Raw genomic sequence first — 26,740 nt, 5'->3', positions numbered from 1 at the left:
GGATGAAAAATCTCCTTGCCGCGATCGGATTGATCGCCGTCATCGGCGTGATTGCCGGCGTGCTGATCGGCGTCTGGGTCTTCCGCAATGTCGATGCCCGCCTGCTGCTGAGCAATCAACCAGCGACGGTGATCATTCCGGAGCCGCTGCGCGTTTCGGCGCAGGTGCTGAACAATCTGGAAATCGAACTTGATACCAGCATCAAGACGACGGTGCCGATCGATCAGGTGATCACCATTCCGATCGCCGAAACCCTGAACGTGATGGCCGATTTCGACGGCGATGTGCCGATCAAGATGAATGTGCCGGTGCGCGACAAGATCCAGATCGACCAGATTCTCGACATCGATACGGTGATCAAGGCCGAAATTCTCGGTGACAAGCACGATCTGCCGCTGCGCGGAAAGATTCCGGTCAAGGCAGTGGTGCCGGTCAGCCTGAACATTCCGGTCGATCAACTGGTGCGGCTGAAGTTTCGTGCGCCGGTACAGGCCCGGCTCAAGCAGGCGCTGACGGTGCCGCTGAAGGCCGACATCACGACGACGATCCCGATCAAGAGCCAGATGAGCGTGCCGGTGAAATCGGCTCTTGAAGCCGTCATCACCATTCCTGATCCAGCGAAGATCGTCATCGTCGAATCCGATCTGCTGCTGCCACTGCGCACGGTGCTGCTCGGCATGCGCGGCAATCCTGCGCCGGCAGCAACTGCTCCGACTCCAGTTCCATGAGCAAACCGGGCGGGGTCGGCCGGCTGTTCAAGTGGGTTCTCGGCCTGGTTGCGGCTGGCGGACTTGCGCTGGCGGCCGCTGCGCTCGGTTTCTGGCTGTACGCCAATCTGTTCGTGGGCCTGACGATTACGGATCAGGCCGGCATGATCACCCTGCCGCCGAAGTTCACCGCCTATGCCCAGGCCACCAACAACGTGACGATCAAGCTCGATGGCTACATCGATGCGATCGTGCCGTTCAAGCAGACTCTCGATCTGCCGATCGAAGGCGATTACACCGCCGACATCGATTTCGATACGGTGGTGCCGGTCAAGTTCACGATCGAGTACAGCGGCCTGATTCCGGTGGACACCTTCGCCGACATCGAAGGCCGTACCGATTTCGTCTACCAGAACGTCAAGCGACTCCGGAACGTGGCTTTCAAGGGCCGGGTTCCGCTGCAGTTCGAGCAGCCGGTGAAGTTCGTGGTGCCGATCGACACCTCGCTGCGGGTGAAATTCCATGGGCCGATCGGACTCAAGCTGAATCAGACGATCAAGGCGCCAGTCGATACCGTGCTGAAGACGCGGATCAAGGCGCAGCGTGAAGTGACCACGCCGATCCTTGCCCGGTTCGGGCTAGAAGTGACTTCCCCGACCGAGGCCATCCCAGTCATCATCCAGCACTCGGATCTGCGCTTGAAAGCCGATACGCTGCGGCTCGAAAAAGCCCCCGACATCCTGCTGCCCCAGCGGCCCCAACCTGGCCATCGAACAGAGCCATCCACGGCCGGAGAGCCCGCATCATGAGCAACAAGAAAAATCCTTCGCTGTGGCAACGCGCGCTCGAAGCAGCAACCGGTGAGGAAGGTGCCACGGGTTCGGCGCTGGCCAATCGCATCCTCGCCAAGATGCCCGGCGGGGCGATCGTCCAGGAGCAGCTCGGCAAGGCCGAGAAGCGCGTGCTCGGCGAACTGAAAGCGCGGCTCGATCGTCTTGAGGGCGAGCAGTCGACGACCGTGCAGGTGGTCGCCTTCTCGATGGAAAGCATCGACAAGACCCACGCGCCGACTCGCGAGCTGCGCGCGCCAGGCGAGATCCTCCGCGCCTTGCTGCAGGCATCGAGCGAGCAGACCAAGGAGCAGGCCGAGCTGGCTTACTACAGCCTGCTGGTGCGCAATCTGTTGCCGGACGAGGCACGCATCCTGTCGGCGCTGTCGGATGGATCGGCCTATCCGATGATCTCGCTGGTCGCGCTGTCGAAGCTCGGCATGGTGTCCCACACGGTGCTGGAGTACACCTGCAATGTCGGCCGTGCCGCCGGCGTGCAGTTGCCGGAGATGACGCGAGGCTATCTGCAGCGTCTGGCGGCTGCCGGGCTGGTCGAGACCGGGCCGGAGGACTACGCGCTGACCACCAAGTACGAAATCCTCGAAACCGACGACGTGCTGCGCAAGCTGATGGCGCAGATGAAGACGGCGGGTCAGCGCAGCCAGATCAAACGCAGGACGCTGAAAATTTCCGAGCTGGGTCGCAACCTGTGGGAAGCCTGCCGGATCACCGAAGATTGAGCCGCACAACCGACAACGCAGTGCCAAGCTGAAAAGGCAATTCGTAAAACAATAAAGCTGGACGCAAGGGGGAGAAGGCAATGCAAAGCTGGTCACAAATCGTCGCCGACGTGCAGCTGAACTGGTGGCTCTATCTGTCGATGCCCTTCGTGGCAGCGGCGATCGGCTATGTCACCAAGATCGTCGCGATCAAGATGATGTTCCAGCCGATCGAGTTCATCGGCTTCAAACCGTTTTTCGGCTGGCAGGGCATCGTGCCGCGCAAGGCGGCGACGATGGCGGCAATCGCCTGCGACACCATGACCTCCCGGCTGATCAGGCCGGAAGACATCTTCAACAAGCTTGATCCCGACCGCATCGCCAAGGAAATCGAGAAGCCGCTGCTTGCGGCCGTGGAAGACATCACTCGCGAAGTGGCGGCGGTCTACTCGCCGGGCCTCTGGGAAGCGGCGCCGGAAACGGTCAAGCGGCTGATCATCAGCCGCATCCAGAACGAGGCGCCGAACATCGTCCGGTCGATCATGATCGACATCAAGCAGAACATCGATTCGGTGTTCGATCTGAAGGACATGGTGGTCTCGAACCTGCTGCGCGACAAACCCCTGCTGAATCGCATCTTCCTGGAAGCTGGCAGCGGCGAATTCAAGTTCATCCGCAATTCCGGCATCTACTTCGGCTTCATCATCGGCATCGTCCAGGCCGTGACCTGGGCGCTGACCCAGAACCCGCTGGTGATGCCGCTGTTCGGCCTGTTCACCGGCTGGTTCACCGACTGGCTGGCGCTGAAGATGGTGTTCAACCCCAAGCATCCGACCAAGTACTTCATGGGCCTGGTCGAATGGCAGGGCCTGTTCCTGAAGCGCCGCGCCGAAGTGTCGGCCGAGTACGGGCGCCTGATCGCCAAGGAAATCGTCACCCCGCACAACATCATCGATGCGGTGCTCAAGGGCCCGCTGTCCGACAAGCTGTTCACGATGGTGCAGAAGCAGGTGCAGAAGGTGGTCGACGAGCAGTCGGGCATCGCCAAGCCGTTCGTGGTGTTCGCGGTCGGCAGCAGCAAGTACCAAGCGATGAAGCGCCTGGTCGCCGAAGAGATCATGAAGCGCCTGCCGGCGACCTTGAAGCACATCGAGGAATACGCCGCCGACGCGATGGCGATCGAAGACACGCTGGCGACCAAGATGACCGAACTGTCGGTCGAGGAATTCGAGGGCCTGCTGCATCCGGCTTTCGAGCAGGATGAGTGGATCCTGATCGCCGTCGGCGCATCGCTTGGCTTCATCGTCGGCGAAATGCAGGTGTTCATCATGGAACATCTGGCCAAGAAGGCGCCGGTGGTCGACGCAGCACTCTCGCTGCTGCAATGAGCTTCACAGGGCCGCGCGCCGCGCGGTGGGCGGCCCTGTGCTGTCTGGCGCTTGCCTTGCCGACAAAGGCGGCGCGCGATGAAGCCGTACTGCGCGCCTGCCTCGCGGCCAACGCCTCGGCGGCCAGCCTGGCGCAGGACATCGCGATCACCCAGACCGACGCCAACGGCGCGATCAAGCGTCTGTCCGGCCGCTGGTACTGGCGCCGTGGCTCACCGGATCAGCAGGCGATGCTGAAGCTGGCAGCGCCCGCCGATCTCGCCGGAGCTTCCTATCTGTTTCTGCGCAAGTCCGGCAAGGAAGCGTTCTATCTCTATCTGCCGAGCGTGCGGAAGGTGCGCAAGGTGGTCGGCGCCACGGTGGCGCAATCGCTGTTCGGCAGCGGCCTGTCCGCTTTCGATCTGAAGTTCCTGTTCAGCGGCCTGAGCGGCGGCCAGTTCAGCTATGTGGGGCCGGACAAGGTTGGCGCGCGGACCGGCGAACGCTGGCGCTACGTGCCGCCCACCGATCCCGACATCCTCTACGACCGCGCTGATCTGGTCATAGACGACCTCTGGTGCCTGCCGGTGAAAGCCGAGTTGTACGGCGGCGTACCGTGGAAAACGCTGATCGTCGATCAGGCCACGGTGACCCAGGTCGACGGCCGCTGGCGGGCAGGCAGGGTGCTGATGCAGGACCTTCGCGAAGGCAGCCGATCGGAGATCAGGCTTGGCACCGAGCAGACCGACAAAGTCCTGCCCGATGCGCTGTTCAATCCCGACAAGTTCTACCGCCAGCCATGAAAGATCGGAGATCGTGAAAAAGTGCTGGCACATTGGCAACAGACGGGTATACTGCGCGCCGCAATGAAGTGCAGGACACTTCGACGGTTCGAGGCAGAACCTGAAGATTCCAAAAGCCTTGCGAACAGTTCAGGTTGGTACCGAACTGCGTTGTAATTGCAGTTATGGTGGGCGTAGCTCAGTTGGTTAGAGCTCTGGATTGTGATTCCAGAGGTCGTGGGTTCGAGTCCCATCGTCCACCCCATTTTCGGCAAGTCGTGCGGGTTGCTAGCTCAATTGGTAGAGCAGCTGACTCTTAATCAGTAGGTTCCCGGTTCGAGTCCGGGGCAACCCACCATACGGCTTAAAATCGAAGTCCAAGCGGGTCCAAGAAAGTCCATCAAGCCGCACCTTTTCAAGGGGTTGCGGCTTTTTTTGTGCCTGCGAGGTCCGCAGAAGTCCAGCAACATCCGTTGACAGCCGGTCCTGCGCGGGGGTATCTCTGGGGGTATTCGCAGAGGGCAGGGGGTATCGCATGGCATTCACGGACGTGACGGCACGCAACGCCAAGCCAGCCGACAAGGCGCGGAAGATCGCCGCCGGTGGCGGGCTGTATCTGCTGGTACAGCCGAACGGCTCAAAGCTGTGGCGTTACAAGTACCGGATCGAAGGCAAGGAAAAGCTGCTAGCCATCGGCAGCTATCCCGAAGTGACGTTTGCCAGCGCGATGAAGGCGCATCGCGACGCCCGGACGCAGGTTGCCAGTGGCATCGACCCATCGGCCGCGAAGGTGCAGGGCAAGGCAGTCCGCCGCGCCGTGACCGAGAACAGTTTCGAGTCGATCACGCGCGAATGGCTGGCACAGAAATCCATCGTGCCGACCTACCTGGAAAAGATCACCGCACGCATGGAAGCCGACGTGCTGCCCTACATCGGCAACCGACCCGTTGCGGAGATCACCCGCGCTGAACTGACGGCGGTACTCAAGCGCATTCAGGATCGCGGCGCGATCGAGACGGCGCACCGTGCGCGCAGCGAGATCGGGCAGGTGTTCCGCTACGCGATGAAGGACGACCGCGCGACCGTCGATCCGACCGTGGCCCTGCGCGGGTCGCTCAAGTCGCCCGAGGTCAAGCACTTCCCGGCGATCCTTGACCCGAAGCCATTGGGCGAACTGCTACGCGCCATAGACGGCTATCAGGGCGACCCCGTGACCCGCGCCGCGCTGCGCCTTGCCCCGCTGATCTTCGTGCGCCCCGGCGAGCTGCGGACGGCACGCTGGGAAGACTTCGACCTTGAGGCAGCCGAATGGCGCTACATCGCCAGCAAGATGGGAAATCACCATCTCGTTCCGCTGGCAGTGCAGGCCGTCGACGTGCTGCGCGATCTGTACCCGCTGACCGGCCCGGCTGGCTATGTGTTCCCCGGCGCACGCACCAAGCTGCGCCCCATGTCCGAGAACACCGTCAACGCGGCTCTGCGGCGGATGGGCTACCCGGTCGGCACCGCCACCGGGCACGGCTTCCGCGCCAGCGCGCGGACGCTGCTTGCGGAACTGGGATGGCGGACGGATGCGATCGAGCGACAGCTCGCCCACAAGGCCAGCGGGCCGCTCAAGGGAGCCTATGACCGGGCGCAGTTCCTCGCCGAACGCCGGAAAATGATGCAGGCATGGGCCGATTATCTGGACGCGCTGCGCGAGGATCGCAAAGTGGTCGCGGGCAACTTCGGACGCGCGGCCTGATCGAGCAAGACCGGCAAGCCTCGCGCCGGATCACGCGGGGCAATGAGGCGGGCCGATGGCGTGCTGAGAACACGTCATCGGCCCTGACTCGCAACATGGAGTAGAGCCATGCAGCAGGCTGAGACGAAGGGTAGCAGCGAGGATGGCATCAAGCAGGTGCCGAGCCTCGATGGCTTTCGCGCGGCGCGCGCGGACAAGTTCGGATACGCATGCAAAGCGGCAGACGGTGAAGAGGTGAAGTTCTACAGCGTCAACCCTGGCGCTTCTGTTGCAGACGTTTTGGGGGAAATTCTCTGCGTTGTGAATGTAATCGAAGCGCTGTCTAGGGGCATCGCCGAGCGTGTGGATGGTAACGACGAGATTGCCGCGCAACTGGCCTATGGGGCATTGCGCTTTGCGGAGCAGGCCAGCGCCCTGACCAGCTCTGCGCTCTCCGCCAATTGGGTGCAGTCATGAGCCGCTGGCGAAGTTGATCCGCTAATGCCGACGAGGCGGAAACCGAAGTTCGACGCAGCAAGGCGCAATCCGCCTGGAGTGGTTGCGCCAGATATTCCGCTGTCAGTTGAAGATCGGGGGAAGGTCCAAAGTATCTGCCCTTCCCCCGATTTTGAGGCTGCTATTCGGGATATTGCGGAAGTCTATGCGGCGAGTTTGATAGCGCGCGCGACACGCGAGACGCTGACCGAAAGGCGCGATGCGATCAAGCATGCAGGCAAACGCGCGCATGACCTGGCGAAGGTGCTTGCGTCAATGCCCGAGGGTGCAGTTCATGCTTTGGACGACATCGAGGGCGTTCTTTTCGATAAGGCCGGCGGCGTTGATGAGGCAGCTTCCGCACTGTATCGCGTGTCTTTTCTGGCAAATAAGTACTTCGAAAAATTTCCGAAAGTCCCTAACCGCATCCCTCAAAGCGATGCCGAGATTCACGCCGCGTGGAAGCTGCTCAGGGTATTTGAGCGGTTCGGCTTGGAAGCCTCGCTGAACATCGATAGCAGCCAAGCCGTCGGATCGGTCATTCGAGCCTTTGCCATCGTGGTGCGAGCCGCGCGAAGTCACGTTGATCTGAAGCCGGTGAGCCTTCGGGTTGCGACGCTGGCGAACTACCTACGCGACGCGTCAACTGCGGAGTATTGAACTACCTGAGAAACCGGGCAGTTCGGCTTATTCCTGTAAATGCCAGCTGACTAGACGATTCCCCCGAAGCCCGAGGCGACCCGCCCGGCATCAGGAGGACTCTAGATGGTCAGTCAGCACAAACAATCGCTGTTGCGGCGAGATCAGGTCGAGTTGCGCACTGGCCTATCCCGTTCGTCGTTGTATGCCTTGGTTCAATCCGGCGAGTTTCCCGCCCCGATCGAACTGAATGGCCGGAGCCGTGCATGGATCGAATCCGAGGTTGATACCTGGATTGCCGGGAAGATTGAGGCCGCCCGGCCAAGCCATCTGAAGTGCGCATGAAGCCCGTTCCTCTGTTTACGGGCCGTCAGCTTGTCGCCGAATTGAGCCGGCTTGGGGTTGGCGATTGGAGGGCGGAAGCCGTGCGGCAGTGGATCCGCCAGCCGAATCCTTGCCCGATCAAAACGCACAGCGATCTATCGAACGGCGAAGGGCACCTGTACGACCTTGCGGCCGTTCTCGATTGGCTCGCACACAAGGATGAGTCTCGGCCCGGTCTTGTTCACTGCCCTCGCTGTAAGCGCGAGAACGCGCGTGCAGCGCTCCAAAAGCTATCGGAGAGCCGATCAACACACGTCCTGATACGCGCGTTGCGCGCGGTCATTCGTGCACTGATCGGGATGCGGGCTTGATCGTGATAGACGGCGCGATTGGTGATCCGACGGAAGCCGATGCCGTTTTCTACACGGATGTGCTGGCGGCGCTGCGGGCGTGTGGCGATCCGATGCCAGTTGTCCAAGTCACGTCTTGGGGCGGTTCTGCGCGCGAAGGCATCGCGATCTATGACGCCATCCGCTGCGATGGCCGCCCGACAGTGACCAGAGTTCGCAGGATCGCCAGTAGCGCGGGTGCATTGGTCGCGATGGCGGGTGACCGGGTTGAGATCGAGGCCGATGCCTTCCTCATGTTCCACGGCGCAATCGCTTATGTCGCCGGCGATGGGCCGGTCTTCGGCATCGCTGCCGATTTGATCGACCAGACGAACCAAGCATTGGCAGCAGCGATGGCCCGTATAAGCGGCCGGAGCGTGGCCCACGAACTAACGCAGTTGATCGCCGCAGGTGACCGCTGGCTGAGCGCAGATGAAGCGCTGCAAGCCGGATATGTGCACGCCATCGTCGCGCCGCATTACGGGCGGCTGCCATGAGACGGCTAATCGTCTGGGGCTGCCCCGGCTGCGGCACGGTCGCGCCTTTGTATCCAGTTTCACGCGTGACAGGTGGGCACGACTCGCGTTGCCTGACCGCCTATGTCTGCGCGGAATGCTTTTTCGAGTTGCTCGAAGGTGGCTCCCGTTGCGCTTCTCGCGTGTGGTCCCGAGTCGCGACGCGAATCGCTGCGAATCACGCCCTTTTCGTTTTTTTAGATCGGTCTCGTTCCGAGGCCATCACTCAAGGAGATGCACAAATGTCGAAGTTGATTCCCGAAGGCGCGTTGGAATGCTTGAAGAAGAAACTCAAATCATTCCCCGAACAGGTGTTTGGGGTGCAGCAGATCGACCGGGATATGACGCAACGTTTGATTTGTTCGGAAGCCACGTTGACGATGGCGCGCAACGGCATTCGCGTCATGAAAACTGACATTGAGAAATTTCGGCCACAAGTGCTGAAGCTGGCCGCTGCTGTCGATGTGCTTACAGCTCGCCGCAATGAGGCGGCAGACCGGCTAGCTTCATACCGGGATGACCGTGGCAGCGAAATCATCAACGCAGTTATTTCTGGCTTCGACGTGCCGCCACCGAAGGAAACGCAATTGGCAATCGATGAGGCAGAACTAGATTCCGCCTTGAAGCAAGCAACCGACCGTCATGCCGATATGGCACAAAAGCTACGGAAAAAAGAGGCAGAGCTAAAGGAGAAAATCCATGCCGCTTTGGATGCGCGGATCGACGTTGCAATGGCAAAGAGGGTTTGGCTCGAAGATCAGATAGACGAGCTGAATTTTGAAGCCGGCCTATTGGAACGATCCAAGACATGGCCGGACGCCGTTCTCTCCAATTCAGATGACTACATAGACCAGCGATTGGTATTGCCGCGCGTCCGCGCAGAACTCAAAGATGTTTGGGACGCCTACGCGATTCTGCGCTAACGGTGATATCGGACACGTTTGCTATGCAGCTCTCCGAAGTCTTGGGGCAGTTCGGCCGCGCCATGCGCGCGGCCGGACTCGACACCGATGCGACCATTGATGCCGACGGCAAGCTGCATCGCTTTCGTGTGACAGGCGATCGGCGAGACCAGCGCAACGGCTGGTATGTGCTGCATGCCGATGGCCTGCCGGCCGGCGAGTTCGGCTGTTGGAAGCGCGGCCTGTCCGAGACCTGGCACGCCAACATCGGGCGCGAGCTGGACGAAGGCGAGCGCGAGGCCAATCGAGCGCGCCTGGAAGCGATCCGGCGCGAGCGTGATGCCGAGACGCAGCGGGTTCGAGCCGAAGCCCGCAAGAAGGCCGCGAAGCTGTGGGACGAAGCCAACCCGAAGCCGTCGGCAAAGCATCTGTACCTGGCGAAAAAGCAGGTACGCGGCTACGGTATCCGGCAGCTCCGCGAAGCGCTGGTGATTCCCGTCCGCGATGCCGACGGCGCGCTGCATGGCCTGCAATTCATTCAGCCCGACGGGTCCAAGCGCTTCACATCGGGCATGGCGAAGTCGGGCCACTATCACGCGATCGGCAAGCCCGGTGCCGTGCTGCTGATTGCCGAGGGCTATGCGACAGCGGCAACGCTGCGCGAGGCCACCGGGCAGGCCGTGGCGGTCGCGTTCGATACCCGCAACCTGCGGCCCGTTGCGCTGGCGCTACGCGCGAAGTTTCCAGCGGCGCGCATCGTTATCGCGGCGGACAACGATCACCGCACCGAAGGCAATCCGGGCATGGCGAAAGCCACCGAGGCGGCGCAGGCTGTCGACGGTTCCGTCATCGCGCCATCGTTCCCGGAAGGCGATGCCGGATCGGATTGGAACGACTACGCGGCCGTGCATGGCCTGGCCGCTGTGCGCGCCGTATTCGAGACGGCAGGCGATGCCGAGGCCAGCGCACCGGCTGCGCCAGCGGTAGGGCCTGAAGCTGCGCCAGCGGCCCGCGCAGTGCCTCGCGCCAAGCCTGCCGAGGCGAGCGGCAGCGGCAGACAACCCCGTTTCACCCGCGACGATCGCGGCGTCTGGCACAACGCCACCGATCCGAAGGACGGGACAGCGCTTGCGCCGTACTGGGTCTGTCCGCCGATCGAGGTTGCGGCCTACCTGCGCGACCTGGACGGGACGAACTGGGGCCGCCTGCTGAGCTTCAATGATGCCGACGGCACCGAGCACCGCTGGGGCATGCCCATGCGGCTGCTATCCGGTGGCGGTGATGAGATGCGCGCAGAGCTGCTGCGCCTGGGCTTCGACGTGCCGACTTCACAACGCAGCCGCAACCTGCTGACCGACTACATCCAACAATCCCGGCCCGATGCCCGCGCCCGCTGTGTGGAGCGTGCGGGCTGGCATGGCCGCGTGTTCGTGATGCCGGATCGCACCATCGGCGAGGCCGACGAAGCCGTGCTGTTTCAGAGCGAGACCACGGCGGGGCATGTCTACCGGGAGCGCGGCACGCTCGATCAATGGCGCAGCGACCTGGCCGATCTGTGCCGAGGGAATTCCCGGCTGCTGTTCGCGGTGTCGGCCGCGTTCGCCGGCCCGCTGCTGCACTGGGCAGGCGAGGAATCGGGCGGCTTCAACCTGCGCGGAGCATCGAGCACCGGCAAGACCACGGCCTTGCGGGCGGCGGCTTCCGTTTGGGGCGGGCCTGAGTTCATGCGCCGCTGGCGTGCCACCGACAACGGGCTTGAGTCGATCGCCGCGCAGTACTCCGACGGGCTGTTGATCCTGGACGAACTGGGGCAGATGGACCCGCGTATCGCGGGCGATGCCGCGTACATGCTTGCCAATGGCGAGGGCAAGGCCCGCGCCGGGCGCGGCGGTTCGGCCCGTCCCGTCATCACCTGGCGATTGCTGTTCCTGAGTGCCGGCGAACTGAGCCTTGCCGAGCACATGCGGCAAGGCGGCAAGCAAGCGCAGGCCGGGCAGGAAACCCGCATGGCCGACATTCCCGCCGATGCCGGCGCGGGCTTCGGGATCTTCAACACTCTGGGCGGATACGACAACGGCCCGGCCTTGTCCCGTGCGATCACCGATGCGGCGGGCGACGTGTACGGCGTCGCCGGCCCGGCGTTTCTCCGCGCGCTGTTGCCGCGCCTGGACACGCTGCCGGACGCCATCCGCACGCTACGGCGAGCCTTCACCGATCGCCATGTTCCAAAGGGCATCGACGGGCAGGTATCACGCGTCGCGGGCCGACTGTCCGTCATCGCAGCGGCGGGCGAGCTGGCAACGCAAGCCGGCATCACCGGCTGGGAAGTGGGCGAAGCCGATGCCGCTTGCGGCCGATGCCTGGAAGCGTGGATCGACACACGCGGCGGCACCGGCAACCTGGAACCCGTCCGCATGCTGGCGCAGGTACGCCGCTGGCTTGAGAACGAGGCCAGCGCCCGCTTGCAGCACTGGGGCGAAGATTCAAACAGCAAGGATTGGGTGACGGTGAAGCGCGCCGGCTTCCGCTGCGCCGAAGTGTTCGGCGATGACGGCGAAACCTATTACCTGCTGCCGGAGACGTTCGAGCAAGAAATCTGCACCGGCTTCGATCCGCGACAAGTGGCGCAGCTACTCGCCAGCGTTGGCGCGCTGAAGCGGCCGAAGGAAGGCAATCGGCTGAAGCGCAAAGAGCGGCTGCCGGCCCTGGGCTTGACCTGGTGCTATGTCGTGCTGCCGTCAATCTGGCAAGCCGTGCCGGGCGATGCCGAGCCGGGCGCGTGAGGGGCGCGGAGCGCGACCCGAGTTTTCCGCGCGACACTTTCCAAGAATCGCCGGGGACAACGGGGACAAGGCGAAGCCGAAGCGCTGGAAGGCTCGCCGTTGCTGGGCTTTCCGCTGTCCCCGGTCTATGTGTTCTTACTGGGGACACAACGGGGACACCGGGGACAACGGACGGCTTCCATCTTCGATTTGTCCCCGGTGTCCCCGATGACTGTTGTCACGGACATCAGTCACCGGGGACAGAATTTTCTATATAAGTCAGTAGTTTGTATCGATTGTCCCCGGTGTACCCGTTGTCCCCGGTCATTTTGAGAGATGGGCGCTCCACTATGGACTGAATCGGAAAAGGTACTCCCTGGCGTTTTTGGATGCGGGTGAGAAAGACTCGCGGATTTCTCGCAGACACAAGCGTCTGTTTACCAGTTCACAGGTAGGCCGTTAATCAAGTTTCCGCCTGTGTTCACGGCTGCGTAGTCTGGTTTCGCTGGCGAAATGCCAGCCTGAACATTTTTCTGGTGACGACGACGATTCCGCGCGCGCAAAAACACTGGCTCGCGCCACCACGCCATTCCGCCCGCACCGCAGACCGAGCCATTTGCGGAGCACTGAGCCTTGTCTGGGGGTATTTCTGGGGGTATCGTAAAATTCGTGATCGCTGGAATTCCCGCCGTTGCTACGTTTCAGCGCACATTTCGAGTGAGTGGCAACCATCCGCATGATGGTTCAGCAAACAAGCCCGCTGCGCGCGGGTTTTTTTGTGCCTGTCGTTCGGCCTTTTCCGGTGATGTCCGGTCTGGGCGCGAAACCTCGTCTGAAATGTTATCGACAGCCGACAAGCACTCCCCTGATGGCCGTGGTCCACGGTCTCCGGCGATGCCGAGGCTGTTTACGGCATCGATCGTGCGGATCGCCGATCAAGCATTTCGATGAGCAAACAGACCGGCTGGCAGGCCGGTCTTGGCGGGGCTTCCCGCTCCTCTTCGTGGAGGAGCGGGCTTTTAACTCGATCGATGGCGGGAACAAGGTTCTCGGCTGCTTCGGGTCGGTTACTGTTCGGGGCACGCCGTGTCCTGATTCAACTCGGCCTGCCAAACCCTCAGCCGCTGCCGCCCATGACCGATTTCTCGAAGCCGTTCGCCAGCGGTCATCATCGTTCCACCAGCCTGGCTCTGCTCCTGAGCCTGCTGCTGATCGCGCTGCTGCTGGCGTTTCAGGCGCAGCGTTATCGGCCGTCGCCGGCCTTGCCTGCCGATGCGTCGCCGAGCGTGTTTTCGGCGCAGCGTGCGATCGATGCACTGGCTGTCGTGCTGGGCGATGAAAGCCCACATCCGACCGGCAGCGCCGCGAATCACGCGGTGCGGGACCGCCTGGTCGCCAGGCTGACCAGCCTCGGCTATGCCCCCGAAATCCAGACCGGCCGTTCCTGTGACGAATGGGGCGACTGTGCGGTGGTCGAGAACATCGTCGCGCGGCTCGACGGCCGTGAGGCCGGTTCGGCGGTGGCGCTGACGGCGCATTACGACTCGGTGGGCGCCGGGCCCGGTGCCGCCGATGACGGCATCGGTGTGGCGACTATTCTGGAGATCGCGCGTCTGCTGAAGGCAGGCCAGCCGCAGCCGCGACACAGCTTGCTGCTGCTGATCACCGAGGGCGAGGAAACCGGCCTGCTGGGCGCCCGGGTATTCGTCGACGAGCATCCCTGGGCCAAGGAAGTGCGCGCGGCGGTGAACCTCGAAGCGCGCGGCAACGATGGCCCGAGCTTCATGTTCGAAACCGGCCGGCACAACGCCTGGGCGATGGCGCTGTATCAGGGACGCGCTGCGCGCCCGATCACCAATTCGATCTATTACACCGCCTATCAGTTGCTGCCGAACGACACCGATTTCACCGTGTTCAAGGCAGCGGGCTGGGAGGGCTACAACTTCGCGCTGACCGGCAACGTGCAGCACTACCACACGCCGCGCGACAGCCTCGCGAACCTGTCGCGGGACAGCTTGCAGCACCACGGTGACAACGCCTTCTCGATGCTGCTGGCGCTTGCTGAAGCGTCGTTGCCAGCCAGCGGGACCTCCGGGGCGGCGCCAGCGGAAGACGCGGTGTATGTCGATCTGTTCGCCGAGCATCTGCTGGCCTGGCCGGCGGCGCTGGCCTTGCCGATCGCGGCAGGCAGCGCGCTGCTTTGGGTGTTGCTGGTGGGTGTGCAACTGCGCCATCGTCGGCTGGGCTTGCGCGAACTGGCCTTGGCGACAACAGGTTCGATCGTGGCCATGCTGCTGGCGGCGCTCGCCTGTTGGACGCTGCTGCTGGTGCTGCGCAGAGTTTCGGCAATTCCGCCGGAGGCTGCCAGCTATCACTGGAGCGCCCATCCGCTGCCGCTCGATATCGCCAGCGCGGCATTGGCTGCGCTGGCCTTGTCGATCGTCGCAAGATTGCTGAAAAGCCGCGTCGGCCTGACGGCTTGGTGGTCGGCAAGCGGTCTGCTGTTGACCCTGGCCACGCTGGCCAGCGCGATGCTTTTGCCGGGGCTGGGGTTCGCCTTCCAGCTGCCGCTGATCGTTTTGCTGCTGGTCGGGCTGCTGAACCGCCGGGGCAGCGATCGGGCGCTGGTTCTGGCGCTGGTCGCCGCTGCGCTGGCGGCGACCAGCGTCTTCGTTCCCACCATTGGTTTCCTGCATCAAAGCCTGGGACCGGATGCGCTGTGCGTGGCCACTGCCTTGCTGATGTGGGTCTATCTGCCGCTGCTCGGGCTGATCGGATCGGCCGGCGTCCGGTTGCAACGCGGTCTGCTGGCCGCGGCCTTGGTAACAACGGTCGTTTCCGCCGCGATCGCAGCTTGGTTGCCGATGTACAGCGAGGCCTCGCCACAGCGCCTCAACTTCGAATACCTGCTCGATACCGATCAGGGAGCGGCTGAATGGCTGGCGCGACCGGATTCCGGTCTGCTGCCGTCCGAGCTGGCATCCGCCGCTGTGTTCACTCCCAGACCAACACCGGTTTTCCCGTGGAGCCGCGGCCAGGTCTGGCACGCCGACGCACCCGAAACCGGATTGCCAGCCCCCGAGTTGCACCTGCTCGGCAGCGCCGCCGACAACGGCGGCCTGCGCTACGAGGTTCGATTGCAGTCACCCCGCGGCGCATCTTCGATCAGCCTGTGCTGGCCGCCGGGCAGTGCCCCGACTCAGCTCGTGCTCGGTGGCCATCGGCTGCCCGAGCCAGATGCCAGGACCTTGAAAGCGCTGGAAACGCGGCGTGCCGGCTGGCGCTGCATCAGTGATCACGCGCTGAATCCGGATGGCGTCAGCCTGGCATTCACGCTGCCGAGTTCAGCCCCGGTGGAAGCGCTGCTGTTCGATCTCAGCGCCGGGCTGCCGCCAACGGGGCTGAAGCTGTTGATGGCCCGGCCTGAGACGGCAGTGCGGTCTCAGGATGGTGATGTCACCCGGCTGATCCGCCGAGTCCGGATCGGCCCGCCTTGAGCCGTTCGAGGTTGGTAACGTCACAAATATTCTTGCCGAACTACGGCTGGGATCAAGTTTCCATAACTTCCCGGTCTGCTTAAACCTTCGGAAAGCGTGAAGCACGCGCGAAACAGGTTACTGAATAAACGCTGGAATTCATGCCAACAGTTCTCGCGTACGGATAAAAATTTTATGAAATCAATGCAGAAAACAGAGAACCCTGATAAAACCCTGTCAATCAGACGTTAGCGCACGGCGACGGTCCGGCGGACGGGTTCAGGAGCACTTATGGCTTTGAAGCAATCGGATGCAACAGCGGCTGCGAGCGCATCGACTGCCAGCGTTGGCACCGTGGTCACCAAGCGTCGTGGCTACGCCGGCCGCACGGCCGAGCAACTGGCTGGCGAACGTCGGCAACGTCTGCTCGAGGCAGCACTGACGCTGTTCGCGGAGCGCGGCTTTTCCCGCACGCCGATCGAACTGCTGTGCTCTACGGCCCGCGTCACCACTCGGCATTTCTATGAGCACTTCGATTCGCGCGAGGCGGTGCTGATCGCGCTGTACGAGCAGATCAACCTGGAGACCCGTGCCACTGTCATGAAGGCGCTGCAGGTGCGGGGCAAGACAACCGAAGAACTGATGTTCGCGGCGATCGATGCCTTCGTCCAAAGCTGCACGGTCGATACGCGTCGTACCCGCATTCTCTGTGTCGAGGTGATCGGCGTCAGCAGTGACATGTTCGAGCGCCGCCGTCATGCCGTGCACGAATTCGCGACCATCCTCAACATGTTCACGCGTCAGCTGGTGGACTCCGGCGGCCTGCCGCCGGGCGATTACTGGCACAGCAGCATGGCGCTGATCGGTGCGATCCGGGAATTGATGATCGAATGGCTGATGAGCAAGGAGCGTCCGCCGATCGACACCGTGCACGGCCAGATCAAGGGCCTGTTTCGCTGCCTGATCGCCGGTGCTGGCGCGATCAATCGCGAGACGGCGAAGCTCAAAGCCTGAGCCCGTAACGATCCTTGGGGTTAAAGTTTTTTCCCGGATTTTCCCGGACGATCACGCCCTTGCGATAAAGTAACGCGCCTTTTCAGATCCGCGCGCAACAGCGCTGCAGGCTGTCAAGCCGCCCTCGAACCAGTCTGGAATTCCGCGATCATGAGCGACTCCCCCGAAGCCCCCTCCACGCCAACATTTGATCTCATCGTTATCGGCGGCGGTCCCGCCGGCTACCCGGCCGCGATCCGCGCCGCCCAGCTCGGCATGAAGGCGTTGTGCATCGATAGCTGGCTGAACCGCGACAACACGCCGAGCTTCGGCGGCACCTGCCTGAACGCCGGCTGCATTCCTTCGAAGGCGTTGCTGGAATCGTCGGAGCTGTTCCACAAGGCCGGCCACGAATTCGCGATCCACGGCATCGGCGTCGGCACGCCGGTCCTCGATCTGAAGAAGATGCAGGAACGGAAGATGGCGGTGTCCAAGGCCAACTCCGGCGGCGTCAAGCTGCTGTTCCAGGCCAACAAGGTCACCGGCGTGTTCGGCCATGGCGAGTTGCTTGGCAACGGCCAGGTCAAGGTCACCGCGCATGACGGTGTGGCCACCACCTACAAGGCCAAGCACATCCTGATCGCCACCGGCTCGGCACCCGTCGAGCTGAAGAAAATCGCGCCGTTCGATGGCGACAAGATCGTCGACAGTTGGGGCGCGCTCGATTTCTCGGCCGTGCCGGAACGCCTCGGCATCATCGGCGCCGGTGTCATCGGTGTGGAACTGGGCAGCGTCTGGTCGCGCCTCGGCGCCAAGACCGTGATCCTCGAAGCGCTGCCAGGCTTCCTGCCGATGGTCGATGCTGCTATCTCCAAGGAAGCGCTGCGCCAGTTCACCAAGCAGGGCCTCGACATCCGTCTCGGCGCCAAGGTCAGTGCCGTTGCCAAGGGCAAGACCGATGTCACCGTGACTTACGAGCAGGACGGCGAAACGAAGAAGGAAACCTTCGACAAGCTGATCGTCGCCGTAGGCCGCCGTCCGTTCACCGACAAGCTCGGTGCCGATGTTGCCGGTGTCGCGCTCGACGAGCGTGGCTTCGTCAAGATCGACAAGAACTACAAGACCTCGGCTGCCGGCATCTACGCCGTTGGCGACGTCACCGGAGGCGTGATGCTGGCGCACAAGGCGATCGAGGAAGGCGTGGTGCTGATCGAGCAGCTGCACGGCGAGAAGTCCGAGGTCAACTACAACGCGATCCCGTCGGTGATCTACACCAACCCGGAAATCGCCTGGGTCGGTCTGTCTGAGGAGCAGGCCAAGGCTGCCGGCCATGAGGTCAAGGTCGGCTCCAGCCCGTTCGCCGCCAACGGCCGCGCCCGCGCGCTGGAATCGATCGCCGGCCAGGTCAAGTTCGTGTCCGATGCCAAGACTGACCGCGTGCTCGGCGTCCACATGATTGGCCCGTATGTCTCCGAACTGTGTGCCGAAGCGGTGCTGGCGCTGGAATTCGCGGCGACCACGCAGGACATCCAGATGACCATGCACGGCCATCCGACCTTGTCGGAAACCTTCCATGAAGCCGCGCTGGCGGTGGACGGCCACGCGATCCACTCCGCGAACAAGAAAAAGTAAATCTTGCTTGGACAGGCATCGCGCCGTGAATGGCGCGGGGCCTGTCCGCACGATACACAGGAGTAGAAAATGGGACGCGGTCCGAGCATCGAAGGGCGCAAGAACGCCACCGACGCCGTCAAGGCGAAGAAATTCACCAAGTTCATTCGTGAGATCACCATCGCGGCCCGTGCCGGCGGTGGCGATCCGAACGCCAACCCTCGTCTGCGGCTGGCGATCGACAAGGCGCTGACCGCGAACATGACCAAGGACACCATCGAACGTGCCCTGAAGCGTGGTACCGGCGAAGGCGCCACCGAGCAGGTCGTCGAAATCCGCTACGAAGGCTATGGCCCGAGCGGCGTCGCGGTGATGGTCGATTGCATGACCGACAACCCGACGCGCACCGTCGCCGACGTACGTGCCGCATTCAGCCGCAACGGCGGCAATCTCGGCACCAGCGGTTCGGTTGCCTTCCAGTTCACCAAGACCGGCGAGATCATTTTCGACATTCGCGATGACGCGGCGCTCGAGGAAAAGATCCTCGAAATCGCGCTCGAGAATGGCGCCGATGATGTGCAGAGCGATGACGGCTTCGTCGACGTGCTGACCACGCCCGAGGCTTATCTGGCGGTGAAGGGCGCGCTCGAGAAAGCCGGTCTGACGCCGATCGATTCCGACGTTCTGATGCGGCCGGCGACCCGCGCCGCGCTGGATGGCGAGGCTGCCGCCCAGCTGACCAAGCTGATCGATCGTCTCGAAGAACTCGACGACGTGCAGGACGTGCATCACAACGCTGACCTTCCGACCTGAGAGTGTCCGCCAACGCGCCGATCCGCATCCTCGGTATCGACCCCGGCTCGCGGATCACCGGTTGGGGCGTGATCGAACACGGCGGCAATCGCTCGCGCTGCGTCGATCACGGCCGCATTCATCTCGAAGCCGGCGACCTGCCGGCGCGGCTGCTGCGCATTTTCAAGGAAGTGGGCGAGGTGATTCGCCAGTACCAGCCGCAGGAAACCGCGATCGAGGAAGTGTTCGTCAATCGCAATGTCTCCAGTGCGCTGATTCTCGGGCAGGCGCGCGGCGCGGCTATCTGCGCGCTGGCTTTCGCTGACTTGCCGGTGGCCGAATACGCGCCGGCGCAGATCAAGTCCGCCGTGGTCGGCAATGGCCGCGCCGAGAAGCAGCAGGTGCAGCACATGATCAAGATCCTGCTGAACCTGCCGGAAGCCGCACCGACCGATGCCTCCGATGCGCTGGCCGTCGCGCTCTGCCATGCCCACGTTCGCGGCACGGTGATCAAGACTGGCGAGGCACTGCGCGGCGCCTGGGGCAATGCTGTGGTGGCAAAGCCGCGAACTCCTTCCCCACGATGAACGGCCTCCCAACATGATCGGCAGACTCAGCGGCACCCTGATCGCCAAGCAGCCACCGCTGTTGCTGCTCGATGTGCACGGCGTCGGCTACGAGATCGAAGCGCCGATGTCGACCTTCTTCAAGCTGCCGGCGATTGGCGAAGCAGTGGTGCTGCAGACCCATCTGGTGGTGCGCGAGGACGCCCATCTGCTGTTCGGCTTCGCGACCCAGACCGAGAAGAACCTGTTCCGCGAGATCATCAAGATCAGCGGCATCGGCCCGAAGCTGGCGCTGGCGATCCTGTCCGGCATCGGCGTCGATGATTTCTGGGCGGCGGTCCGTGCGGCGGAGACCGGCCGGCTGGTCAAGCTGCCGGGCATCGGCAAGAAAACCGCTGAGCGCATCGTCATCGAACTGCGCGACAAGGCTGGCGCTGGCGGTCCGGGCGATCTCGGCATGCTGAACGCCTCCGGCGTGACAATCTCGGCCAGCCCGATTGCCGAAGCGCGCGCGGCGCTGGAATCGCTGGGCTACAAACTGCCGGAAGCGCAAAAGCTCACCGATGCCGTGCACAAGGAGGGCATGAGCACCGATCAGATCATCCGCGAAGCCCTGAAACGCGCGATTCGTTGATCCTGACGCCCGTTTCGGCGCGTAGCCGCTTACCCCTTTCCCCCTGACGGGATATCCCGCTTCGCGTCACAGGCGGCAAATGCGGGCCTTGCGGGGCGTGAACTGCTAAAATGCCGGCTTCTATTGGCAGCCCGCCCGCAGGCTTTCCGATGACGACCATGGCCAGGCAGTACCGGCCACCGCATCGCAGGAATCCTGAGCCGGTGCGCCTAAAACCGCATTCAGAACACTCTACGAATGACTGATTTCGCCAAAGAAGTTCTGTCCGTCAATCTCGAAGACGAGATGCGGCGCTCCTACCTCGATTACGCGATGAGCGTGATCGTGGGCCGAGCGCTCCCTGACGCCCGTGACGGCCTGAAGCCTGTGCATCGCCGCTCGCTGTACGCGATGAACGATCAGGGCAATCACTACAACAAGCCGTTCCGGAAATCGGCGCGCATCGTCGGCGACGTGATGGGCAAATACCATCCGCACGGCGATACCGCGATCTACGACACCATCGTCCGCATGGCGCAGCCGTTCTCGCTGCGCTACATGCTGGTCGACGGCCAGGGCAACTTCGGCTCGGTGGACGGCGATCGCCCGGCGGCGATGCGCTACACCGAAGTTCGGATGTCGAAGATCGCCATGGAACTGGTTGCCGACATCGACAAGGACACCGTCGATTTCGTGCCGAACTACGACGGTTCCGAGCACGAACCGGCGGTGTTGCCGACGCGCATCCCGAACCTGCTGGTCAATGGTTCGAGCGGCATCGCGGTCGGCATGGCGACCAACATCCCGCCGCACAACCTGTCCGAAGTGATCGACGCCTGCGTGGCGCTGATCGAGAACCCGGACATGGATCTCGACGCGTTGATGAAGCTGGTGCCGGCACCGGATTTCCCGACCGCCGGCCTGATTCTCGATGCCGCGGGCCTGAAGGAAGCCTACGAAACCGGTCGCGGCCGCATCGTGCTGCGCGCCCGCACGCACTTCGAGGACTTCGAGCGCGGCGGCGATCGCCAGGCGATCGTCACCACCGAGCTTCCGTATCAGGTCAACAAGGCGCGGCTGATCGAAAAGATCGCCGAGCTGGTCAAGGAAAAGAAGATCGAAGGCATCACCGATCTGCGCGATGAGTCCGACAAGGACGGCATGCGCATGGTCATCGAGCTGCGCCGCGGCGAGAACGTCGAGGTGGTGCTCAACAATCTCTACCAGCAGACCCAGCTGCAGACCGTGTTCGGCATCAACATGGTCGCGCTCGACGACGGTCAGCCGAAGACCATGGGGCTCAAGCAGCTCCTGGAAATCTTCCTGCGCCATCGCCGTGAAGTGGTGACCCGCCGCACCCAGTTCCTGCTCAACAAGGCCCGCGATCGCGCCCACATCCTCGAAGGTCTGTCGGTTGCGCTGGCCAACATCGATGAAGTGATCGAGCTGATCCGTCGCTCGCCGAATGCCGCCGAAGCCAAGGCCGGGCTGATGGGCCGCGACTGGCGAGCCGGGCAGGTCGCCGACATGCTGTCGCGCGCCGATGCGTCGCGTCCGCTCGGCCTCGATAGCCAGTTCGGCATGCAGGTCGTCAGCGGCGCGGCACTGGGGCCGGAAAGCCTGTATCGGCTGTCTGACCTGCAGGCGCAGGCGATTCTCGATCTGCGCCTGCAGCGCCTCACCGGCCTGGAGCAGGACAAGATTCACGACGAGTACCGCACGATTCTCGAAGCGATCCTCGACTACATGGACATTCTCGCGTCCGAGCCGCGCCTGCTGGGCGTGATCAAGGCCGAGCTGCTCGACGTCAAGGACAACTTCGGCGACGAGCGTCGTACCGAGATCACCGATTTCGCACTCAATCTGAACCGTGAAGATCTGATCACGCCGATGGACATGGTTGTGACCCTGTCCAAGGCCGGCTACGTGAAGGCGCAGCCGCTGTCCGAATACCAGGTGCAGAAGCGTGGCGGCCGTGGCCGTACCGCGGCGGCGACCAAGGAAGACGATTACGTCAACGGTGTCTGGGTCGCCCATTCGCACGACTGGCTGCTGTGCTTCAGCTCGCGCGGCCGCATGTACTGGCTGCGCGTGTTCGAACTGCCTACCGGCGGCTCGGGCGCTAAGGGCAAGCCGTTCAACAATCTGTTGCCGCTGGAAGACGGCGAACGGATCAGCGTCGCGCTGCCGATCAAGCGTTTCGACACCGGCCAGTACGTGTTCATGGCCACCCGCGGCGGCACGGTCAAGAAGACGCCGCTGGAAGATTTCTCGCGGCCACGCACTGCCGGCATCATCGCGGTCGATCTGAGAGTCGACGACGAACTGGTCGGTGTCGTGCTGACCAGCGGTGAAAGCGACGTGCTGCTGTTCTCCGACGCCGGCCGCGTGATCCGCTTCAACGAAAAGGACGTGCGCCCGATGGGCCGCGGTGCCACTGGTGTGCGCGGCATGCGTCTGATCGTCAAGTCCGGCGCCAGCGACGATGACGACACGGCGACGGTCGAAGCGGATGGCGAGGAAGCCGCCGCCGAACCGATCGCCAGCGGCGCCAAGCTGATCGCGCTGATCGTTGCCCAGGAAGGCGACATCCTCACCGTCTCCGAATTCGGCTACGGCAAGCGCACGCCGATCGCCGGCTTCCCGCTGCGTGGTCGCGGTGGTCAGGGCGTGATTGCCCAAGCGCTGTCGGAGAAGTCCGGCAGGCTGCTCGGCGCGCTGGACATCAACGATCGCCACGAACTGATGCTGATCTCCGACGCCGGCCATCTGATCCGGGTCAAGGCCAGCGAGGTCAAGCAGCTCGGTCGCAACACCCAGGGCGTGCGCGTGGCGCGGCCCAGCGAGGGCGATCGCCTGGTCGGGCTTGACCGGATCGAGCCGGAGCCCGATGCCGTGAACGAATCAGATGATGTGCAGGCCGCCGAACCATCGAACCCCGAAGACGGCAAGAACGCCGCTCCCAACGTATAAAACGAGGATTGATTGAACAGTCCGCGCCAGGGATGGCGCGGTCTTGTTCAGGACGAACACTATGACCAGAGTATTCAACTTCAGTGCTGGCCCGGCGACGCTTCCAGTTCCGGTGCTCGAACAGGTTCGTGACGAACTGCTCGACTGGCATGGCACCGGCATGTCGGTGATGGAAATGTCCCATCGCGACAAGCCGTTCATGTCGATCGCTGCCGAAGCCGAAGCCGATCTGCGTGAAGTGCTCGGCGTGCCGGCGAACTACAAGATGCTGTTCATGCAGGGTGGGGCGACCGCCCAGTTCGCGGCGGTGCCGCTGAACCTGCTGAACGGCAAGGCGGCCGATTACATCGTCAACGGTGCCTGGGGCGCGAAGGCGGTCAAGGAATGCGCGAAGTACGGCAAGGCCAACACTGCTGCCAAGCCGGACAAGTTCAATCACGTGCCGGCGCGTGACGGTTGGAAGCTCGATCCGAACGCCGCTTACGTGCACTACACGCCGAACGAAACCATCGAAGGCGTGGAGTTCCAGACCGTTCCGGACGTGGGCTCGGTGCCGCTGGTGGCCGACTTCTCGTCGAGCTTCCTGTCGCGGCCGCTCGATGTCTCGAAGTTCGGCCTGATCTACGCCGGCGCGCAGAAGAACGCCGGGCCGGCCGGCATCACCTTCGTGATCGTTCGCGAAGACCTGCTCGGCACCTGCAATCCGGTGGCGCCGTCGATCTTCGATTACAAGTCGGTCAGCGAGAACGAGTCGATGCTGAACACGCCGGCGACCTTCGCCTGGTATGTGTCCGGCCTGGTGTTCAAGTGGATCAAGTCGGAAGGCGGTCTGGCGGCGATCGGCGAACGCAACCATCGCAAATCGTCGCTGCTGTACGACTACATCGACAGCGAGCCGTTCTATGCGAACCCGGTCGCCAAGGCTGATCGCTCCTGGATGAACGTGGTCTGGACCCTGGCTGACGCCAACCTCGACGCCGACTTCCTAAAGGGCGCGGCGAAAGCCGGCCTGCCGGGTCTGAAGGGCCATCGCGCCGTCGGCGGCATGCGCGCGTCGATCTACAACGCGATGCCGGAAGCCGGCTGCGCGGTGCTGGTCGACTACATGAAGGAATTCGTGCGGACCCAAGGCTGAAAAGCGGTCGAGCAGCGGCACGCTACTTCCACAACCGTCATTCCCGCGCAGGCGGGAATCCAGTTTTGAAGTCTGCGTGTCGCCGGCGACAGAGAACTGGATTCCCGCCTGCGCGGGAATGACGCGGTTGGTGATTTCGACTTTTGAATCCATGTTCAAGATCAAGACGCTGAACAACATTTCCGTGCTCGGTCTCGAGCGCCTGCCGCGTGCGCGCTATGAAGTCGCGTCGGACATCGCGGCACCGGATGCGCTGCTGCTGCGCTCGGCGGATCTGCACAAGGTCGAGATTCCGTTAAGCGTCAAGGCGATTGCCCGCGCCGGTGCCGGCACCAACAACATACCGGTTGCCGCGATGAGCAAGCGCGGCGTGCCTGTGTTCAATGCACCGGGCGCCAACGCCAACGCGGTCAAGGAATTGGTGCTGGCCTCGATGCTGCTCGCCGCCCGCAACATCGCGCCGGCGATCGCTTTCGTGCAGGGGCTGAGCGGCACGGACGAAGAACTGCACAAGCTCGTCGAGGACGGCAAGAAGCATTTCGTCGGCATGGAATTGCCCGGCCGCAGCCTGGGCGTGATCGGCCTCGGCGCGATTGGTGTGAAAGTCGCCAACGCCGCGCTCGATCTCGGCATGAAGGTCTACGGCTTCGATCCGGCGATGACCGTGCAGAACGCCTGGCAGCTGAATTCCGGCGTCATCCAGGCGCTGTCGGTGGACGATCTGGTATCGAAATCGCAGTTCATCTCGGTGCACGTGCCGCTGCTCGACGCGACCCGCGGCCTGATCAATGCCGAACGCATCGAGCTGATGCAGAAGCCGGGTGTGGTACTGAACTTCGCTCGCGCCGAAATCGTCGATGAGGACGCGGTGCTCGCCGGCCTCAAGAGCGGCGCGCTGCAGGCCTATGCCTGTGATTTCCCGAGCAACAAGCTCGCAGGCAATCCGAAGGTCATCGCCACGCCGCACCTCGGTGCCTCGACCGGCGAAGCTGAAGACAATTGCGCGATCATGGTCGCCGATCAGCTGCGCGAGTTCCTGGAAACCGGCAACGTCCGCAACTCGGTTAACTTTCCGGAGGCGGTTATGCCGCTGCTGCCGGGCAAGCAGCGCCTGACCATCGTCAACGCCAACGTGCCGAACATGGTTGGCCAGATCACCACGGCGCTGGCCAAGCACGAGATCAACATCAACGATCTGCTCAACAAGTCGCGCGGCGAGATCGCCTATACGCTGGTCGATGTCGATCAGGCTTTGCCGGACGAGATGGTCGACGAACTGGCAGCGATTCCCGGCGTGCTGGCGACCCGCGTGATCGGAGGTTGTGTCCGATGAAGCTGACCACTCTGCCCGAGGCTCGCGCTGCGATCGATGCGATCGACGCCGAGCTGCAGACGCTGATCGCCCGTCGCGCTCGCGTTGCCGAAGCGGTGCGCGAGATCAAGGTGGCGGCCGGCGCGACCGGCGACCATTACCGCCCGGCTCGCGAAGCCGAGGTGCTGAAGAAGGCGATGGAGCGCAATCGCGAACTCGGCGGCCCGCTGCCCGATGAAGTGATGGCCAAGCTGATGCGCGAAATCATGTCGGCCTGCCTGGCGCTGGAGTCGCCGCTGTCGGTCGCTTATCTCGGCCCGGAAGGCACCTACACACAGGCTGCGGTCTACAAGCAGTTCGGTGCTCAGGTGGCTGCGCGTGCGGTGGCGACCATCGACGACATCTTCCGTGACGTTGAATCCGGTGCTGCCGCCTATGGCGTGGTGCCGATCGAGAACTCGACCGAAGGCGTGGTGAACTCGACACTCGATCTACTTGCGACCACGCCGCTTTCGATTTGTGGCGAAGTCTGGCTTCCAGTGCATCACCAGCTGCTGTCGCCGCATGCCGATCTGGCCGACGTGAAGGTCGTCTACGCGCATCCGCAGTCGCTGGCCCAGTGCCGGCGCTGGCTGGACGCCAGACTGCCGGGCGTGCCACGCGAGACCGTGGTCAGCAATGGCGCTGCGGCGAAACAGGTGTCCGAAACCGGGCAGGGCGCGGCGATCGCCAGTGCCGCTGCCGGCGAGCGCTACAAGCTGCATGCGCTGGCCGCGAACATCGAAGACGATCCGAACAACACCACGCGCTTCCTGGTCATCGGCCGGCAGCAGCCGGAAGTGACCGGTGCTGATCGCACCTCGCTGGTCTGCTCGGCACCGAGCGGCGGCGAAGCGGGCGCCTTGTTCCGCTTGCTGGAGCCATTCGCGAAAGCCGGCATCAATCTGTCGAAGATCGAGTCGCGGCCTAGCCGTCGCGGCATCTGGGACTACAATTTTTTTCTCGATATCGAAGGTCATCGCGGCGAAGCCATCGTCGCCGAGGCGCTCGATGCCGTGCAGAAGCGCGCGGCGTTCTTCCGGGTGCTGGGCTCCTATCCTCGCGCCGTTGTCTGA

Annotated in this window: 22 protein-coding genes and 2 tRNA genes; all 24 read left to right on the top strand. The window is 63.1% G+C overall.

Annotated features, from left to right (window positions below; all coding sequences use genetic code 11):
• Positions 1-2: 2 nt before the first annotated feature.
• The 24 genes from G513_RS0111715 (at position 3) to pheA (ending at position 26,740) form a co-directional block, all read left to right on the top strand.
• Positions 3-728 (top strand): hypothetical protein, encoded by a 726-nt coding sequence (locus tag G513_RS0111715; RefSeq protein WP_022977034.1) that lies wholly within the window; start codon positions 3-5, stop codon positions 726-728.
• Positions 725-1,516 carry a hypothetical protein gene (locus G513_RS0111710; RefSeq protein ID WP_022977033.1) on the top strand — a complete coding sequence of 264 codons (792 nt, stop codon included), beginning with the start codon at positions 725-727 and terminating at the stop codon, positions 1,514-1,516. The genes G513_RS0111715 and G513_RS0111710 overlap by 4 nt, the downstream gene beginning before the upstream one ends.
• Positions 1,513-2,277, top strand: a complete 765-nt coding sequence (locus G513_RS22695; protein ID WP_022977032.1) for an Abi-alpha family protein — start codon at positions 1,513-1,515, stop codon at positions 2,275-2,277. Before G513_RS0111710 ends, G513_RS22695 begins: the two co-directional genes overlap by 4 nt.
• Before the next feature lie 80 nt (positions 2,278-2,357).
• Positions 2,358-3,644, top strand: a complete 1,287-nt coding sequence (locus G513_RS0111700) for a DUF445 domain-containing protein (RefSeq protein ID WP_022977031.1) — start codon at positions 2,358-2,360, stop codon at positions 3,642-3,644.
• Positions 3,641-4,426, top strand: a complete 786-nt coding sequence (locus G513_RS0111695) for an outer membrane lipoprotein-sorting protein (protein ID WP_022977030.1) — start codon at positions 3,641-3,643, stop codon at positions 4,424-4,426. Before G513_RS0111700 ends, G513_RS0111695 begins: the two co-directional genes overlap by 4 nt.
• Positions 4,427-4,593: 167 nt before the next feature.
• Positions 4,594-4,670 (top strand) — tRNA-His (locus G513_RS0111690).
• Between the two features lie 17 nt (positions 4,671-4,687).
• Positions 4,688-4,763: transfer RNA gene (locus G513_RS0111685), tRNA-Lys, on the top strand.
• 177 nt (positions 4,764-4,940) lie between these two features.
• Positions 4,941-6,149 carry a tyrosine-type recombinase/integrase gene (locus tag G513_RS0111680; RefSeq protein ID WP_022977029.1) on the top strand — a complete coding sequence of 403 codons (1,209 nt, stop codon included), beginning with the start codon at positions 4,941-4,943 and terminating at the stop codon, positions 6,147-6,149.
• Between the two features lie 108 nt (positions 6,150-6,257).
• Positions 6,258-6,605, top strand: a complete 348-nt coding sequence (locus tag G513_RS0111675; RefSeq protein WP_022977028.1) for a hypothetical protein — start codon at positions 6,258-6,260, stop codon at positions 6,603-6,605.
• Between the two features lie 24 nt (positions 6,606-6,629).
• Entirely contained in the window at positions 6,630-7,283 is a 654-nt protein-coding gene (locus tag G513_RS0111670) for a hypothetical protein (RefSeq protein ID WP_156891608.1), read from the top strand.
• A gap of 105 nt (positions 7,284-7,388) precedes the next feature.
• A complete protein-coding gene (locus G513_RS0111665) occupies positions 7,389-7,607 on the top strand; it encodes a helix-turn-helix transcriptional regulator (protein WP_022977026.1) in 219 nt (72 codons plus the stop codon).
• 352 nt (positions 7,608-7,959) lie between these two features.
• Complete coding sequence (locus G513_RS24935; protein WP_245563115.1) at positions 7,960-8,472, top strand: ATP-dependent Clp protease proteolytic subunit; 513 nt, start codon at positions 7,960-7,962, stop codon at positions 8,470-8,472.
• A 260-nt stretch (positions 8,473-8,732) separates the two neighbouring features.
• The gene (locus tag G513_RS0111655; protein ID WP_022977024.1) at positions 8,733-9,413 is read left to right on the top strand and encodes a hypothetical protein; all 681 of its coding nucleotides are present in this window, start codon (positions 8,733-8,735) and stop codon (positions 9,411-9,413) included.
• Positions 9,414-9,436: 23 nt separating this feature from the next.
• Positions 9,437-12,175 carry a DUF927 domain-containing protein gene (locus G513_RS22685; RefSeq protein ID WP_022977023.1) on the top strand — a complete coding sequence of 913 codons (2,739 nt, stop codon included), beginning with the start codon at positions 9,437-9,439 and terminating at the stop codon, positions 12,173-12,175.
• A gap of 1,112 nt (positions 12,176-13,287) precedes the next feature.
• Positions 13,288-15,651 carry a M20/M25/M40 family metallo-hydrolase gene (locus G513_RS0111645; protein ID WP_022977022.1) on the top strand — a complete coding sequence of 788 codons (2,364 nt, stop codon included), beginning with the start codon at positions 13,288-13,290 and terminating at the stop codon, positions 15,649-15,651.
• 270 nt (positions 15,652-15,921) lie between these two features.
• Positions 15,922-16,644 carry a TetR/AcrR family transcriptional regulator gene (locus tag G513_RS22680; RefSeq protein ID WP_022977021.1) on the top strand — a complete coding sequence of 241 codons (723 nt, stop codon included), beginning with the start codon at positions 15,922-15,924 and terminating at the stop codon, positions 16,642-16,644.
• A gap of 150 nt (positions 16,645-16,794) precedes the next feature.
• Positions 16,795-18,255, top strand: a complete 1,461-nt coding sequence (gene lpdA / locus G513_RS0111635; protein ID WP_022977020.1) for a dihydrolipoyl dehydrogenase — start codon at positions 16,795-16,797, stop codon at positions 18,253-18,255.
• 69 nt (positions 18,256-18,324) lie between these two features.
• A complete protein-coding gene (locus tag G513_RS0111630) occupies positions 18,325-19,047 on the top strand; it encodes a YebC/PmpR family DNA-binding transcriptional regulator (RefSeq protein ID WP_022977019.1) in 723 nt (240 codons plus the stop codon).
• Positions 19,048-19,067: 20 nt separating this feature from the next.
• Positions 19,068-19,613 carry a crossover junction endodeoxyribonuclease RuvC gene (gene ruvC / locus G513_RS0111625; protein WP_028475446.1) on the top strand — a complete coding sequence of 182 codons (546 nt, stop codon included), beginning with the start codon at positions 19,068-19,070 and terminating at the stop codon, positions 19,611-19,613.
• A gap of 13 nt (positions 19,614-19,626) precedes the next feature.
• Positions 19,627-20,226 (top strand): Holliday junction branch migration protein RuvA, encoded by a 600-nt coding sequence (gene ruvA, locus G513_RS0111620; protein WP_022977017.1) that lies wholly within the window; start codon positions 19,627-19,629, stop codon positions 20,224-20,226.
• 237 nt (positions 20,227-20,463) lie between these two features.
• Entirely contained in the window at positions 20,464-23,178 is a 2,715-nt protein-coding gene (gene gyrA / locus G513_RS22675; protein ID WP_022977016.1) for a DNA gyrase subunit A, read from the top strand.
• 61 nt (positions 23,179-23,239) lie between these two features.
• A complete protein-coding gene (serC, locus tag G513_RS0111610; RefSeq protein ID WP_022977015.1) occupies positions 23,240-24,313 on the top strand; it encodes a 3-phosphoserine/phosphohydroxythreonine transaminase in 1,074 nt (357 codons plus the stop codon).
• A 151-nt stretch (positions 24,314-24,464) separates the two neighbouring features.
• Positions 24,465-25,646: a phosphoglycerate dehydrogenase gene (locus tag G513_RS0111605; protein WP_028475445.1), complete on the top strand. Its 1,182-nt coding sequence runs from the start codon at positions 24,465-24,467 to the stop codon at positions 25,644-25,646.
• Positions 25,643-26,740, top strand: coding sequence for a prephenate dehydratase (gene pheA, locus G513_RS0111600; protein ID WP_022977013.1), 1,098 nt, complete (start codon positions 25,643-25,645; stop codon positions 26,738-26,740). Before G513_RS0111605 ends, pheA begins: the two co-directional genes overlap by 4 nt.

It is taken from the genome of Nevskia ramosa DSM 11499 (genome assembly GCF_000420645.1).
GTDB lineage: Bacteria > Pseudomonadota > Gammaproteobacteria > Nevskiales > Nevskiaceae > Nevskia > Nevskia ramosa.
This window is presented reverse-complemented; position numbering and strand designations above follow the sequence as displayed.